The sequence below is a fragment of the Brevibacillus laterosporus genome, from assembly GCF_030489605.1.
GTDB lineage: Bacteria > Bacillota > Bacilli > Brevibacillales > Brevibacillaceae > Brevibacillus_B > Brevibacillus_B laterosporus_E.
Genome location: NZ_JAUKFY010000003.1, coordinates 1 through 16,315 on the forward strand (window position 1 = coordinate 1; position 16,315 = coordinate 16,315).

Below are 16,315 nucleotides of genomic sequence, written 5' to 3' on the forward strand. Positions count from 1 at the left end.
AGATCATATTTTGTCGAACATTTGCTAGTATATCATCTCTATCAGAATGAGTCAAGCATTTTTTCGACTTATACCGAAGCCTTTCGACCTCATTTGTTGTTGCCAGTGCAATGTTCCCTGGCGACATGTATTAATCTATCACATTTACATATTTAAAGTCAATAGTTTTTATAAAAAATATCTTTTTTTCTTGAAAAATATTGTTGAATCTACTATTGCAGACATCTAACTATACATCAAATCTCTTAAAAAACCTAGTAAGAAACATATAATCTAGCGTAATTTTCTTTACTAAATTATATGCTTCTCTACCCTTTTATCATATTTTCCGCTTTTTCATTCCAACATAAATTTCTTATCTATTTTTATTTTGTCGATTCTGTAATTCTAATAATACCTGTTCGAGCGGTAGATTTTGCTCACGTAATAACACAAGAAGATGGTAAAGTAGATCGGCCGTTTCATAACGTAATTCATCTTGATTACGATTCTTTGCTGCTAGTAAAACTTCTGCTGCTTCTTCCCCTACTTTTTTCAAAATTTTATCTATTCCGTTTTCAAAAAGATACGTAGTGTAGGCTCCCACAGGCATTTCCTTTTGACGAGTAGCAATTAACGCTTCCAGCTCTTTAAGAATGAAGAAATGGTTATTTTCTCTGCTTCTTTCAGCAATCTCGCCTCCTTCTTCCTCTCGTGAAAAACAGGAATAGCTCCCGGTATGACAAGCCGGACCAGCAGGTAAAACTTTTAACAACACAGCATCTCCATCACAGTCTGCGGAGATAGAAATAAGCTTCTGACGATTCCCTGATGTCGCCCCTTTATTCCATAATTCTTGTCTGGAACGACTCCAAAGCCATGTTTCGTTTGTTTCATAGGTCTTTTCCAACGCTTCCCTATTCATGTATGCCAATGTAAGAACTTCTTTCGTCAAAGCATGCTGAATAACAACTGGCAATAAACCTTGATCATCAAATCTCAGCTGCTCTATGATTCGGTTCTTCCTCATATCGTACAGGCACCCCCTTGGTTGTTAAAAAAGACTTCACTGCAGGAATAGATGTTTCATCATAATGAAAGATAGAAGCTGCCAGTGCTGCATCTGCCATTCCCACTGTCAGTACATTCCAAAAATGTTCTACACGTCCAGCACCACCAGACGCAATCACCGGAATTCCCACCGAAGTGGAGACTGCACTGGTTAATTCGAGTCCAAAACCCGACTTCTCACCATCATCGTCCATGGAGGTAAGCAAAAGCTCACCAGCACCTAGCTTCTCCACTTCCCTAGCCCACTCCAGCACATGTAAACCCGTTGCCTTTCGACCACCGTGTGTAAATACCTCCCACCTGCCAGAATCGGTTTGTTTCGCATCAATCGCAACGACTATACATTGACTTCCAAAAAAAGAGGCTCCTTCTTGAATTAGCTTGGGGTTTAATACTGCGGCTGTATTAAGCGATATCTTGTCTGCGCCAGCTCGCAAAATTCGTTTCATATCTTCAATAGAATGAATACCACCTCCCACTGTAAAAGGAATTGTTATATGCGCGGCAGTCCTTTCTATAACATCTATCATTATTTTTCGTCCTTCATGAGAGGCTGATATATCCAAAAACACCAGCTCATCAGCACTCTCACGGCAGTATTTTTTGGCGAGTTCAACTGGATCACCTGCATCTCGCAGGCCTACAAACTGAACCCCTTTCACTACCCGGCCCTCTTTAACATCCAAACAAGGAATAATACGCTTGGTTAACATAATCGTGTGGCCTCCCTTACTTTATCTAAGGCTTCGGAAAGGGAAATAGCTTTCGTGTAAAGTGCCTTGCCAACAATAGCACCCGCTACGCCACACTCTATTTGATTGGCTAAAGAAAGCAAGTCATTTATATGACCAACTCCTCCTGAAGCAATGACTTTTTTGCCAGTAGTCCTTCCTATGTGAACAATCTCTTTTATATTGGGTCCTGTAAGCGTTCCATCCCTCCCGATATCTGTATAAATAAACAATTCGGCTCCAAGCTCTACCAAATGTTTAGCTATTTCTGTTGCCTGCACTTGGGTTGTGGATAGCCATCCTCTGGTCGCTACGTATCCATTTCGGCAGTCCAAGCCAATAGCGATACAAGGACCGTAGCGACGTAATGCCTCTTTTGCAAAGCTACGATCCTCTAAAGCCGCTGTCCCTAGGATAATTCTTGCGATCCCACACTCCATATATGCTTCAATATCGTGTAAAGTCCGAATTCCACCTCCGACTTGAATAGGGACAGATATCGATTTAGCCATTTCACCAATCAGCTCAAAATGTACAGGGGCTCCTTCTTTTGCTCCATCCAAATCCACCACATGCACCCAAGCTGCTCCCGATTCTGACCACATTTGTGCTACATCATAAGGTGACTCCCCATATACTGTTTCTTGATTGAAATCCCCTTGAAATAAGCGGACGCACTTCCCTCCACGTATATCAATAGCAGGATAGATAGTGAATGTCATGCCAGCCCCTCCTTGCATTGCTGTACAAAATTAGCTAATAAGGTCATGCCCGTTGACCCGCTTTTCTCTGGATGAAACTGCATGCCGGTAACTTTTCCAGACGAGACGATCGCCGCTACATCTTGATCGTAATCCGTGGTGGCAAGCAAATGAGCCGAGTTTTGCACCTGTACATAATAAGAATGCACAAAGTACACATACTCTCCATCTACGATTCCCTTTACTAAAGGATGCTCGCGATTTCCCAGCGTAAGTTCATTCCAGCCCATATGAGGAATTTTAAAATCTCCCTGAAAGCGCACAGCTCTCCCCGGGAGCAAATCCAACCCCTTATGCATCCCATGCTCTTCACTTTCGCTAAACAAAAGCTGCATCCCTAAGCATATCCCCAACAGCGGACGATCTGTCTGCACATATTCCCGGATCGCTTGATCTAAGCCGATTGCTCGGATATATCTCATGGCGTCACCAAAAGCACCCACACCCGGCAGCAATAAACCGCTATAGCTATCTAACTGCTCTGGTTGACTGACAATCTCATGTTCCGTCCCTAAACGTTCCAATGCTTTGCGTAAACTAAACAAATTTCCCATCCCATAGTCGATAATTCCAATCATATTTCTACAGCATTCCTTTCGTAGAAGGGACTCCTTTTACTCGCGGATCGAGTTGGGTAGCTTCATCAAGCGCACGTCCTAATGCTTTAAATATTCCTTCAATCATGTGATGGGTATTTTGACCATAATGCAAAATGACATGAACGTTCATACGTGATTCTAAAGCAAATTTCCATAAAAATTCATGCACCAGCTCAGTAGGAAATTGTCCAACCTGACATGAAGGGAAAGCAGCTCGATATTCCAAATGAGGCCGATTACTTATATCAACCACCACCTGAGCCAAGGCATCATCCATAGGGACAAATGCATTCCCATAGCGTTTAATCCCTGTTTTACCACCTAATGCCTCATGTACGGCCTGGCCTAAACAAATCCCGATATCCTCAACCGTATGATGATAGTCAATCTCGATGTCCCCTTCTGCTTCCACTTGCAATTGAAAATGGCCATGACGTGTAAATAAATCAAGCATATGCGACAAAAAAGGGACACCTGTATTCAGCTTGCTCTCTCCATTTCCGTCCACTGTAAACTGCAAAGCCACGTTTGTCTCGTTGGTCTTACGCTTTATAGTCGCTGTTCTACTCATAGCCTGTTCCATCGCTTTCTTCCTTTCAGCTGGTTTGACAGCAGTCTGTCATCCTATTTATCAGGATTTATCGCTAACACTCTTCTAATCTGACTTGAATGGCTTTGGCATGAGCCGTTAGCCCTTCTGTCTCCGCCAATCTCATAATTTTTTCTCCATGCTCAACAAGATCGGTCTTACTATATGAAATAACACTCATTTTTTTAATAAAATCATCAACCGATAAAGGAGACGAAAAACGTGCTGTTCCGTTTGTCGGTAAAACATGATTCGGTCCGGCAAAATAATCGCCTACAGTCTCAGAGCTGTAAGGGCCTAAAAACACAGCTCCAGCATTTTTGATTTTTCCTATATGACTGTGTGCATCTTCTACAAGCAGCTCTAGATGCTCAGGGGCTAAACGATTAACCACTGCAAAGCCTTCTTCTAAATCAGCCACAACACAGATAGCTCCATGAGAGCGCAGAGAAGCTTCCGCAATCTTTTTTCTTGGCAGGTTTATTATTTGCCGCTCTATTTCTAAAGCTACTTCCTCAGCTACTTTTGGTGAGGTCGTAATCAAGATAGCTGACGCCAGCGGGTCATGTTCCGCTTGAGATAGGAGGTCGGCAGCAATGTAGCGGGGCGAGGCTGTTTCATCCGCTAACACTACGATTTCACTAGGACCTGCTATCATATCAATGCTGACCGCTCCAAACACCTCACGTTTGGCTAGGGCTACATAGATATTACCCGGCCCAACAATCTTGTCTACAGCAGGAATCGTTTGCGTTCCATACGTAAGTGCACCAATTGCTTGTGCTCCACCAACCTTATAAATCTCGGTCACACCAGCGATTTCAGCAGCAACTGTAACAGCTGGAGCAATCTTCCCTTTTCGATCTGGCGGGGTGACCATCACAATTTTCTCCACCCCTGCGACTTGTGCCGGAATGGCATTCATGAGAACAGAGGAGGGATAAGAAGCGGAACCGCCCGGAACATAAAGCCCCACTCTTTGCAGGGGCCGAATCATTTGTCCCAGCATAGTTCCAGACTCTCTTGTCATAAACCAAGAGGTACGCGCCTGATGCTGATGGTATGCACGAATATTGTCAGCCGCTTCTTGCAAAGCGCTCTGTACCTCAATGGGAACGTGTGCCTTGGCAGCCAGAAATTCTTCTTCTGTTACGCGAAGCTTTTCGATGGTTACTCCATCATATTTTTGGGTAAAGGCACGAACTGCTTTATCCCCACTCTCTTTTACCGCTGCTAAAATCTCTCTGACAACACATTGCTGTTCTTTGGTTCCGCGGTCAATACTTCGTGAAATAGTAAGCTTGTGCGCATTTGTAATCCTTAGCATGCTGTCTAGTACCTCCTATTCTTCATCTGATTGCCCCTGCTTTTGGAATGACCTGCATAAATTTTTGGGCAATGCTTTCTACAGCCTTACTTTTCATTCGATAACTGGAGCGATTGGCAATTAACCTTGTAGTAATATCGCAAATATGTTCAATCTCTATCAGACCATTCTCCCGTAACGTCTGCCCTGTGGAGACAATATCAACAATCCGTTCTGCCAGTCCGATTAAAGGAGCTAATTCGACAGAACCATTTAGCTTAATGACCTCGACCTGCTGGCCTTGTTCTCGAAAATAACGCGATGCAATCGCAGGATATTTGGTCGCTACTCTAGGCTGAACCATTGACTGATACTCAGCTAAACCGGCAACCACCATGCGGCATCTGCCAATTTCAAGATCAAGCAATTCGTAGACATCCCTGTTTTCTTCCAATAAAACATCTTTGCCTACCACACCAACATCTGCTACGCCATACTCCACATAAGTCGGTACGTCAGTTGGCTTTGCCAAAATAAATTCCATCTGAAAATGAGGAACAGGAATAATCAATCTGCGGGAATCTTTCAAATTTTCACTAACCACGATGCCTGATTCCTGTAAAAAGACTAGTGACTCTTCAAATATACGCCCCTTTGGCATCGCTATCGTCAGCTTTTGCAACGATTCCGTTTCCTTCACGGTCCCTCGCCTCCCCAGATAACAACATGATTGTGTTTGCAATTTCCAAAAGCATGCTCTGCCTCTGCTGACCATCTTGCTGTAATAACGACATTTTGTTCATCACGTTTTTTCTGTGCATAGCAAAGTGCTTCTGCTCGTTGATGCTGCTTATATAAAATGACATATCGTTTTTTAGAAAATGAGGCTTCTATCTTTGCTACCTGTAATAAACAGTCAATTTCAAGCGCAAAACCTGTAGCCGCTGCTGGACGACCAAATTGCTCTAACAACCGATCATATCGTCCGCCGCTTAATAAAGACGAACCCAGTTCTGCTGCATATCCTTCAAAAACGATGCCTGTATAATAATCAAAACGGCCAATGAGCGTTAAGTCTAATAGGATATGCTCCTCTACCCCATAAGCCTCCAACGCATCCCACAATGTTGAGACGGTTTGCATAGCTTCCACCGATTTTGAATTTCGCAAGAGCTGCATGCCTTCCCCAACGATCTCTCTACCGCCGCGCAATTGAAGCAAGGAAAGCAGCTTCTCTTTTTCTCTCTCTGTGACAGATAGTCTGCCCACAACTTGGCGATATCCTACATAATCTCTGTGCTGGAGGCATTTCTCCAGGCTTTGTCTCTCCTGCTGATCACCTATGATTTCTTCTAACAGACCTGTTGCCGCATCTACATGACCAATTGTTAGTTTAAAGGCAGATACTCCAGCCTCCTGCAAGCATGAAATCGCTAAAGCAATTACCTCAGCATCCGCATCTACACTAGCATCCCCGATCAGCTCTACTCCTGTCTGATAAAATTCAGCAGGACGACCAGCTTCTTTCTCTTGCGCTCGAAATACATTCGCTTGATAAAATAACCGGATAGGACAAGGTACGTGCTTATACAAGGAGGAGACAACACGGGCTATGGGCGCCGTTACCTCAGGACGTAAAATGACAGTATGCCCCTGTTTATCTAACAGCTTGAACATACGGTCGGTCAGAGTCGCACTTGCTACCCCCACCGTTTCAAAGTACTCCAGTGCAGGTGTGGCAATTTCGTCATATCCCCACCTTGAAATGCATTGACGCAACATTCGTTCAATTACACGTTGCTTTTGTAATACCTCAGGCAAAATATCTCGCATGCCTAAAGGCTTTTCAAAAACCAAGGGTGTAGCCATCATCGTTCCCTCCTACTCCGCTGAACACTTTACTCTGCTAATAAACTAAAGCGCATGAATTAGTAGAAAATATACTACTAAATATCAAAGAGGTCAACACCTTTTTATGTCAGCATGTCCGCGTATCATGTCTTTACCTGCTTAACCTAGCAGCAAAAATTTTTTGGCACTTTCACCATCAGAGCTTTATTTTCCCGCAAAAAAACCTTTGTCTCCTGACGAGACAAAGGTCCTCTGCCTTTCTTTACTGTCGAATGGTTTGTAACGGATTTCCACCCACAAATGCTCCTGCTGGTACATCGCGGTGAACAACACTTCCTGCTGCAACCACGGCATTATCACCAATGACTACTCCTGGCAAAATCGTGGTATTGGCCCCAATTAAAACACGATCGCCAATAATAACTTCCCCAAGGCGATACTCGTCCACTAAATATTCATGGGCTAAAATAGTAGTATTATAGCCAATTACGCAATTTCGTCCAATCGTAATGAGTTCAGGATACATAATATCCATCATGACCATCAATGCTACAGCAGATTGATCGCCTACCTTGATTCCCAGAAAGGTACGATACATCCAATTCTTCATAAACACAAACGGACAATAACGCGCCAGTTGAATAACAACAAAGTTTCTGCAAACCTTCCCAAAACTCACGGTTTTATACATATGCCAAAGCGGGTTGACTCCTCCCGCTACGGGATATCGTCTGGTGTTACGCATAAGCGTCAGATTGCTCCTTTATCTCTCCCCATAGGGATCGCATCATCTTAGATAAATGAATCATGATCTTCAATTGTATCTGTCAAACGCTTGGAGAAATGTACAGCAGCATTGTAGCCCATGCGTTTTAGGCGATAGTTCATAGCTGCTACCTCGATAATTACAGCTAAATTTCGACCCGGACGAACAGGGACAGTAATGACTGGCACATCAGTATCCATTACTTTCATTTTTTCTTCATCTAGTCCCAAACGCTCGTAGTGCTTATGCTGATCCCACAGCTCCAGCTTCACGACCATATCAATGTTTTTCGTATTGCGCACAGCTCCTGCGCCAAACATCGTCATGACATTGATAATACCTACTCCGCGGATTTCTAATAAATGCTGGATTAAATCAGGCGCCATCCCTGTCAAGTGACCTTCTTGGGTTTGACGAATCTCTACAGCGTCATCGGCTACAAGACGATGACCACGCTTCACCAGTTCCAGAGCTGTCTCACTTTTCCCGATACCGCTAGCACCAAGAATAAAGACACCAACCCCGTATACATCCGTAAGAACCCCATGAATCGTAGCTGTTGGAGCGAGACGATCCTCCAGATAATTTGTCAGCTTGCTCACCAAGCTGGTCGTTGGTAAAGGAGATTGAATGACCGGTACCCCTCTGCTGTTAGATATGTCCAGCACTTCTTGCGGCAATTCCAAATTACGCGCTACACATAAGCAAGGTGTCTCCTCACTCATTAAGAAGCTGAGTCTATCAACTATGGTTTCATTAGGCAATGTATGTAAAAATTCCATTTCAGTCATGCCGAGAATTTGAATGCGTTCTCCAGGATAATGGGATTTATATCCCGCTAGCTGTAATCCAGGTCGACTTAAATCTGTAACGCTGATCGGGCGACTTAATCCCTTTTCGCCACTTACTATTTTCAGTTGAAAATGTTCGACAAGATGACTGACATTTACCATTTGTATCAAACACCACTTTCCCAGCAGAGATCGCTGTTTTCCGTTATTTCTTACCCCTATTGTAACGAACCCACCTTGCGCAAACAACTCTCTTCATGAATTGGCTTGTAACAATCATACTTAAGTAAATGAAAAGGCATCCCGAAAATTAGGATGCCTTTTCATTGTTGTACAGTAAAGCTTTTACATTAGGTTTGATTAACTAAATCTTGAATCCGTTCTTGAGTACGCTTGCGATCACGCTCAAGGATAGGTCCTAAAAACTCTCCTGTATACGATCCCTTAACCTTGGCTACCTCTTCTGGAGTGCCCGTAGCTACAATGCTGCCTCCGCGTGTTCCGCCTTCTGGGCCAAGGTCGATTATATGGTCTGCAGTCTTAATAACATCCAGATTATGTTCAATAACCAAAACCGTATCCCCATTTTCTACTAATCGTTGCAAGACTTTTAGCAAGCGATCAATGTCATAGGTATGCAATCCTGTAGTCGGTTCATCCAGGATGTACATGGTCCGCCCCGTACTGCGGCGGTGTAATTCTGAAGCTAATTTCACGCGTTGGGCTTCTCCGCCTGATAAAGTAGTGGCCGGTTGTCCTAACTTCATGTAGCCTAAACCAACATCAAGCAGCGTTTGAATTTTTCTTTGGATTTTCGGTACATTTTTGAAAAACTCAACTGCATCTTCCACTGTTGTTTCCAAAATATCTGAAATGCTTTTGCCTTTATATTTTACCTCTAAGGTCTCGCGATTGTAGCGTTTTCCATTACAAACCTCGCAGGGTACGTACACATCCGGCAGGAAATGCATCTCAATCTTAATAATACCGTCTCCTGTGCAGGCTTCACAACGCCCGCCTTTTACGTTAAAGCTAAAACGCCCTTTCTTGTACCCACGCACTTTTGCTTCATTTGTGGAGGCAAACAGGTCACGAATATCATCAAACACACCCGTATACGTAGCTGGGTTGGAACGAGGCGTACGCCCAATTGGCGATTGATCAATATCAACTACCTTGTCCAAATGCTCCAGGCCATTAATTCGTTTAAATTCTCCGGGCTTAGCCTTTGCCCGATTTAATTCACGAGCCAAAGCCTTGTGCAGGATTTCGTTAATTAGAGTACTTTTTCCGGAACCAGAGACACCCGTTACAGCAACGAATACGCCTAATGGAATCTTGACATTCACATTTTTTAGGTTGTTTTCTTTTGCCCCTTCAATCACTATCCATTTATCGCAGGCTTCTCCATTTTGAGCAGGCTTACGTCTTTCAAGAGGCACAGGGATGAATTTACGCCCGCTTAAATAGGCTCCTGTCAGAGAGTTGGGATTTTCCATTACTTCCTGCGGAGTTCCTTCCGCCACTATCTGTCCACCGTGAATCCCTGCTCCAGGACCAATGTCGATAATGTAATCGCAGGCTAGCATCGTATCCTCGTCATGCTCTACAACGATCAGTGTATTTCCTAAGCTTGTCATATGCTCCAGCGTCTTAATCAAGCGAGCATTATCACGCTGATGTAGACCAATGCTTGGCTCGTCCAAAATATATAAGACTCCCATTAAACTAGAGCCAATCTGTGTAGCTAATCTTATGCGTTGCGCTTCTCCACCTGATAATGTTCCTGCCGCCCGGCTTAATGTCAGGTAATCAAGCCCCACATCAATAAGGAAATTCAATCTTGCTTTGATCTCCTTTAAAATCATATGAGCGATCTTTATCTCTTTTTCACTTAATTCTACCTGATCAAAAAATTGATGGGCGTCTACAATAGATAGGCTGGTTAGCTCTGAAATATTACGTTTGCCGATCAAAACGGCAAGGCTCTCTTGGCGCAAACGCTGTCCTTTACAAACCGGGCAGGCTTTTTGCCCCATGAAGCCTTCAATTTGTTCACGTATATAATCAGAGCTGGTTTCCAGGTGGCGTCTTTGCAGATTCGGGATTACACCTTCAAATGCGACTGTAGCCTCACGAACTTGACCAAATTCATTCTCATAACGGAATTGAATTTTCTCGCCTTTGCTGCCATATAAAACGATTTGTAATTGCTCATCATCTAGCTCTTCCACCGGCACATCTGTAGGAATGCTAAAATGGCGGCAAGCTGATTCTAATAGTTGAGTGTAGTAGGTGGAAGACTTCGGCTCCCAGGCTGCTATAGCCCCCTCTGATAATGTCTTAGAGGAATCCGGAACAACCAGATCCGGGTCGACCTCCATCCTCACTCCCAATCCATCACACTCTGAGCAAGCTCCGTACGGACTATTAAATGAGAAGATTCGCGGCTCTAGCTCGCCAATTGAGAATCCACAGAGCGGACAAGCATGCTTTTCGCTAAATAGCAGTTCTTCCTGATCAATAACATCGACAATTACCTTACCATCCGCTAAACGCAAAGCTGTTTCTAAGGAATCAGCAATGCGCGTCTGAGAATCAGGTTTGACAACGATCCGGTCAATGACAACCTCAATGCTGTGCTTTTTGTTTTTTTCCAGACGAATCTCTTCCGATAAATCCCGGACTTCACCATCAACCCGAACCCGAACATACCCTTGTTTACGAATATCTTCTAACAGCTTGACGTGCTCTCCTTTACGTCCCTGGACTAGTGGAGCCAGAATTTGCATACGGGTACGTTCCGGAAATTCCATAATACGATCTACCATTTGTTCGATCGTTTGGGAACTGATCTCTATCCCATGAGTCGGGCAAACAGCCTTTCCGATACGTGCAAACAACAAACGCAAATAATCATAGATTTCTGTCACGGTTCCTACGGTAGAACGTGGATTGCGACTAGTGGTCTTCTGATCAATCGAAATAGCTGGAGAGAGACCATCAATGGAATCTACATCAGGCTTATCCATTTGTCCAAGAAATTGACGAGCATAGGCAGACAGCGATTCTACATAACGACGCTGTCCTTCCGCATAAATCGTATCAAAAGCAAGAGACGATTTCCCTGAACCGGATAGTCCCGTTAAAACAACAAATTTATCTCGCGGGATGACGACATCTATGTTTTTTAAATTATGAGCGCGTGCACCCTTCACCACGATTCGATCTAATGGCATGTATTTCACTCCCTACAAGTCAGCTTTCAACTCCAATATCAAATCACGAAGCTCTGCTGCACGCTCGAACATGAGATTGCGTGCGGCTTCCTTCATTTCCTCTTCCATTCGCTCGATGACTACTATGCGATCTTTTTTCGGCATCTTCTTTACATCTAAGTGCGGTAGATAATCAGCTTTCTCCTCCGCCACTTTTGTTGCTTCAATAACTCCGCGAACGGCTTTTTGAATCGTTTGCGGCGTGATGCCGTGCTTTTCATTGTAAGCAAGCTGGATACTACGGCGCCGTTCCGTTTCTTGTATGGCTTTCGACATGGAATCAGTCATTTTGTCAGCGTACATAATTACGCGACCCTCTGCATTCCTCGCAGCACGTCCGATGGTTTGAATTAATGACCGCTCATTGCGCAGGAAGCCTTCTTTATCTGCATCTAAAATGGCAACTAGAGATACTTCCGGTAAATCCAGCCCTTCCCGCAACAAGTTAATCCCGACCAAAACATCAAATTCGCCCAAACGAAGGGCACGTAAAATCTGCATGCGCTCTATGGTCTTAATATCAGAATGCAGATAACGTACTTTAATGCCAATCTCCTTCAGGTAATCGGTTAGGTCTTCTGACATTTTCTTGGTAAGAGTCGTTACTAAAACACGCTCGTCTTTAGCAATGGTTGCCTGAATTTCCCCGATTAAATCATCAATTTGTCCTTTTATTGGACGAACTGTGATGGTTGGATCCACTAAACCCGTTGGACGAATGACCTGCTCTGCCATTTTAGGCGTATGCTTCAGTTCGTATTCTCCCGGGGTGGCTGAAATATAGACAGCTTGCTTCACTTTCTTTTCAAATTCCTCAAACCTAAGCGGACGGTTATCGCGCGCAGACGGTAAGCGGAAGCCATGCTCCACCAGCACATCCTTGCGGGCTCTATCTCCATTGTACATTCCGCGAATTTGCGGGAGGGTCATGTGGGACTCGTCTATCACCATCAAAAAATCATCCGGAAAATAATCAAGCAGCGTGTATGGAGGATGTCCCTCTGGTAACCCAGTCAAATGACGGGAGTAGTTCTCAATTCCTGAGCAAAAGCCCATTTCCAGCATCATCTCTATATCGTATCTCGTACGCTGTTCTAGCCGTTGCGCTTCCAATAACTTGCCTGCTGCTTGCAATTCTAACAGCCTTAGTTCTAGCTCCTGTTCAATATTTTCAACAGCCCTCTTCATTTTTTCTTCGCGGGTAACGAAGTGAGAGGCGGGAAAAATCGCTACGTGGTCTCTGCTTCCCAGAATCTCCCCGGTTAATACATCAATTTCAGTAATGCGCTCAATCTCATCGCCAAAAAACTCTACTCGGATTGCCTGTTCACTGCGCGACGCCGGGAATATTTCCAGTACGTCTCCTCGAACACGAAACGTCCCACGAGTAAAGTTAATATCATTGCGGTCATATTGAATATCAACTAGGCGATGCAAAACCTCGTCTCTGCTTTTTTCCATGCCTGTACGCAAGGAAAGCACCATCTCTCTATATTCAATCGGGGAACCTAAACCGTATATGCAAGAAACGGATGCTACAATGATGACATCCCGTCTCTCTAATAGCGCACTAGTTGCTGAGTGACGCAATTTATCAATCTCATCATTAACGCTTGAATCCTTTTCAATATAAGTATCCGAATGAGGAATGTAGGCTTCCGGTTGATAGTAATCGTAGTAACTAACGAAGTATTCTACCGCGTTATTTGGGAAAAACTCACGAAATTCTGCTGCCAACTGAGCAGCTAAGGTCTTGTTATGCGCCATGACCAGTGTAGGTTTGTTCACCTGAGCTATCATATGAGCAGCAGTAAAGGTCTTACCTGTTCCGGTAGCACCCAGCAGAGTTTGGTGGCGTTTACCAGCCTTTATCCCTTCTACCAGCTCTGCAATTGCAATAGGCTGATCACCCGAAGGCGTATACTCCGAAACTAACTCAAAACGATCCACGGTCCCCTCATCCTCCTTTTTATATCCTATCCTTCATTATAGCACAATTATTTAAAATTTAAGCAAAAACTCGAACGTTTGTTTGTCTATTCGATATAAGTGATTTTACCGATAATAAAGAAAGATAGCAAGTCTATCTGTCTGATAATTTTTACCCATTTGGGAGGAAAATGAATGCCGACCAACAGCATACAAAAATCACTTGGAGCAGCAAGAGCAGCAGCCAAAGCGACATTACAAAGCACAACGCCGAAAACAAAGTCTTCCGTACAATCAGAATATAGCTATGCTAATACAAAAGAATTTTCAACGGGCTTGGATAGCGAATCTTTTATGAAGCTAATGATTGCCCAGATAAAGAATCAAGACCCGATGTCACCGATGGACAACTCTCAATTTATGATGCAAACCGCTATGATGACCATGGTAGAAAAAGTGACGAATATCGAGCTTCTGATGAGGGAGTCAAATAGCAGTCTGTTAAACGTAAAAGAGTACGAGGAAATCATCGGTAAAAAAGCTACCTATGAAGTGGCTCGCAAGGATGACTCCGGTCAAATTTATGTAACAACAGCTTCTGGTACCGTTGACGGTGTAAAAATGGTTGATGGTAGAATCTGGTTTATCGTAGGTAAAGATATTATCTCTCAACAGCAAATTCATGGTTTAGAATCTCTTGCGTCTCAAACCGGTGTGGACCAAACACTAAAATACGCCAATATGATTGGTTATAAAGTAACGTATACAGAGCAAGGAAAAGGCGAGGACGGCAAACCAACCTCAACTGAGTTAACTGGTATCATTCAAGCAGTCAGCATGAAAAATGGTTTGGTGGAATTTGTTCTAGCTGACGGTAAAAAGATTAAATCTACAGATATCGTTGGACTTGAGGTAGTAAAGCCTGAAGAAGAGGAAGAAGCTCCTACTAAGCCTGACGGTTCTGAAGGCACCGGCGATAGCGGCGGCACCGATGGTTCTGAAGGCACTGGCGAAAGCGGCGGCACTGACGGTTCTGAGGGTGCCGGCGATAGCGAAAATCCCGACTCTCAAAAGCCTGATGAATCAGGAAACTCTGGAGATTCCCAAACGCCTGGTGACAAGGAAAAGTCTGAGGGTAACACAGATAAACCTTCTGCATAAGTAACAAGAAGAGCAGTCCATAACCGTTCTTCTCTAACAAAAAAGATGACCTCATACAAGCATGAGGTCATCTTTTTGCTGTTTCAATGCTTTTTTCTCGGGTAAACGCAGGGTTTTCCTTGCTACATTCCCAGCTCGTGCTCGCCTTTCGGTTTATGCTTCCTTACTCCAAGGAAACCAATTTCTTGCATAGACACAAAATGCGTTGTCCGTTCATCCGGCACCACAATAATGCCAAGCTGATGATGCTGTCCCGCATAGATAGCACTCTGCGTAAATTTTATTTCTTGATCCAGTGTCAAAACTTCCATTTTACAGAAAGCTGGATTGGCTTGTAACGCCGGATATAAATCTTCCTTTACCGAGATCGGATATCCATTTACCTTAACAATTACCTCACCGCTCCTAATCCCCATTACATCGGCTGGCGTCCCTGGGAGTACAGCAAACACTTTCAGTCCCTTACCAGCAGGAACGTAGTAGGGAGGCAATTTCTCCTCTTGGCGCGAGCTTAACCAGCCTAACCATTCATGCCCGAAAAATGCAAAGAGAGCAGCTACATAAACAAGAGAAGGGACAATGACTGCTGCATAGCTTATTCCAAGCAAAATGAATGAATAGAGAAACAAATGCTTGGATAAAGAGCTCGCTTTTTCCTGTGGTGTTTTTGTTTTCGTGATAGCAGAAAAACCTGTAATTGCCGGTAAAAGCAGCATCCCAAGCGTAGCCATCGACCAATCCGGAGAAAACAACGGCCATCCCTGAAATAGAGCGGGTACCTGAAATGCCCCTTCTGTAACAGGGGTTAGTACAATGACAGGCGTTAGCCAAAAGGAATGAAGCTGGTATGCACCTATGACTCTTCCCCGTTTTCCTTCTATAAATAACGGAGATGCATGTCTGCCTCCATGACTTCTAATAAACCATGCTTCTACCATATGCAATAGGGCTACTAAAGCCAGCAGCGGCGCTGGATTAGCATGAGCAAACCACCCCCATGCTTTAGCGACACCAGATACCTCTTCGGCTACTGGAAATAGTTTGGCAAGCCCGTGTAAGCAGGTAAAAATAGCCGTTCCATAGGCCAAGCATAGAAAGCGAAATCTTACAAAGGCAAGTAATAATGCAATTGCCCAAGCAATCCACATGTCAGATACCTGAATAAAGATACCTAATAACCCGGCTGCAAGGCTGACGAACAAACCGCCTACTATCCCCAGACCGACGGAACGCAGCGTTTGTGCTAATGGCGAATGGATTCGTACGGAAAACAGTTGACGCTCCCATCGCATTTGTTTGCGATAATGCAGGTAAATAAGTATGAGAAACGCATATAGGAGCGGATTTAACAGAAAATGAACCAATGCGTACAAATAGTTGCTTATCAGGTTCCAGAGCACACTCAATTTTCTCTCCCCCTCTAAAAATATAAAAGAGAGCTTGGCAACTGCCAAACCTCTAGTGCCGGCAAAACTTATTGCACTTTTACGATCCTCTCAAACA

The 16,315-nt window shown here is 43.9% G+C and carries 14 protein-coding genes; 1 reads left to right on the forward strand and 13 read right to left on the reverse strand.

Annotated features, from left to right (window positions below; genetic code table 11):
- Positions 1 to 355: 355 nt before the first annotated feature.
- The 12 genes from hisIE to uvrB form a co-directional block, all read right to left on the reverse strand.
- Positions 356 to 1,009, reverse strand: coding sequence for a bifunctional phosphoribosyl-AMP cyclohydrolase/phosphoribosyl-ATP diphosphatase HisIE (gene hisIE, locus QZ995_RS03695; RefSeq protein WP_301803223.1), 654 nt, complete (start codon positions 1,007 to 1,009; stop codon positions 356 to 358).
- A complete protein-coding gene (hisF, locus tag QZ995_RS03700) occupies positions 972 to 1,763 on the reverse strand; it encodes an imidazole glycerol phosphate synthase subunit HisF (protein ID WP_301803226.1) in 792 nt (263 codons plus the stop codon). Before hisF ends, hisIE begins: the two co-directional genes overlap by 38 nt.
- On the reverse strand, positions 1,757 to 2,503 hold the full coding sequence (gene hisA / locus QZ995_RS03705; RefSeq protein ID WP_301803228.1) for a 1-(5-phosphoribosyl)-5-[(5-phosphoribosylamino)methylideneamino]imidazole-4-carboxamide isomerase: 747 nt from the start codon (positions 2,501 to 2,503) through the stop codon (positions 1,757 to 1,759). The genes hisF and hisA overlap by 7 nt, the downstream gene beginning before the upstream one ends.
- On the reverse strand, positions 2,500 to 3,120 hold the full coding sequence (gene hisH, locus QZ995_RS03710) for an imidazole glycerol phosphate synthase subunit HisH (RefSeq protein WP_301803230.1): 621 nt from the start codon (positions 3,118 to 3,120) through the stop codon (positions 2,500 to 2,502). Before hisH ends, hisA begins: the two co-directional genes overlap by 4 nt.
- A gap of 4 nt (positions 3,121 to 3,124) precedes the next feature.
- A complete protein-coding gene (hisB, locus tag QZ995_RS03715; RefSeq protein ID WP_437124710.1) occupies positions 3,125 to 3,724 on the reverse strand; it encodes an imidazoleglycerol-phosphate dehydratase HisB in 600 nt (199 codons plus the stop codon).
- A gap of 61 nt (positions 3,725 to 3,785) precedes the next feature.
- On the reverse strand, positions 3,786 to 5,057 hold the full coding sequence (gene hisD, locus QZ995_RS03720; RefSeq protein WP_301803232.1) for a histidinol dehydrogenase: 1,272 nt from the start codon (positions 5,055 to 5,057) through the stop codon (positions 3,786 to 3,788).
- 22 nt (positions 5,058 to 5,079) lie between these two features.
- Positions 5,080 to 5,697 (reverse strand): ATP phosphoribosyltransferase, encoded by a 618-nt coding sequence (hisG, locus tag QZ995_RS03725; protein WP_437124716.1) that lies wholly within the window; start codon positions 5,695 to 5,697, stop codon positions 5,080 to 5,082.
- Between the two features lie 35 nt (positions 5,698 to 5,732).
- Entirely contained in the window at positions 5,733 to 6,905 is a 1,173-nt protein-coding gene (locus QZ995_RS03730; RefSeq protein ID WP_301804075.1) for an ATP phosphoribosyltransferase regulatory subunit, read from the reverse strand.
- Between the two features lie 244 nt (positions 6,906 to 7,149).
- Positions 7,150 to 7,632, reverse strand: coding sequence for an acyltransferase (locus tag QZ995_RS03735; protein WP_301803235.1), 483 nt, complete (start codon positions 7,630 to 7,632; stop codon positions 7,150 to 7,152).
- Between the two features lie 47 nt (positions 7,633 to 7,679).
- Positions 7,680 to 8,612 carry an HPr(Ser) kinase/phosphatase gene (hprK, locus tag QZ995_RS03740; protein ID WP_301804077.1) on the reverse strand — a complete coding sequence of 311 codons (933 nt, stop codon included), beginning with the start codon at positions 8,610 to 8,612 and terminating at the stop codon, positions 7,680 to 7,682.
- 182 nt (positions 8,613 to 8,794) lie between these two features.
- Positions 8,795 to 11,683, reverse strand: coding sequence for an excinuclease ABC subunit UvrA (gene uvrA / locus QZ995_RS03745; protein WP_301803238.1), 2,889 nt, complete (start codon positions 11,681 to 11,683; stop codon positions 8,795 to 8,797).
- Positions 11,684 to 11,695: 12 nt separating this feature from the next.
- A complete protein-coding gene (uvrB, locus tag QZ995_RS03750) occupies positions 11,696 to 13,672 on the reverse strand; it encodes an excinuclease ABC subunit UvrB (RefSeq protein ID WP_301803240.1) in 1,977 nt (658 codons plus the stop codon).
- 174 nt (positions 13,673 to 13,846) lie between these two features.
- Here uvrB and QZ995_RS03755 point away from each other — a divergent pair, with 174 nt between their 5' ends.
- The gene (locus QZ995_RS03755; protein ID WP_301803241.1) at positions 13,847 to 14,812 is read left to right on the forward strand and encodes a flagellar hook assembly protein FlgD; all 966 of its coding nucleotides are present in this window, start codon (positions 13,847 to 13,849) and stop codon (positions 14,810 to 14,812) included.
- Positions 14,813 to 14,934: 122 nt separating this feature from the next.
- Here the strand turns inward: QZ995_RS03755 and QZ995_RS03760 are convergent, their stop codons facing one another.
- The gene (locus QZ995_RS03760; RefSeq protein WP_301803244.1) at positions 14,935 to 16,218 is read right to left on the reverse strand and encodes a PDZ domain-containing protein; all 1,284 of its coding nucleotides are present in this window, start codon (positions 16,216 to 16,218) and stop codon (positions 14,935 to 14,937) included.
- Positions 16,219 to 16,315: the final 97 nt, after the last annotated feature.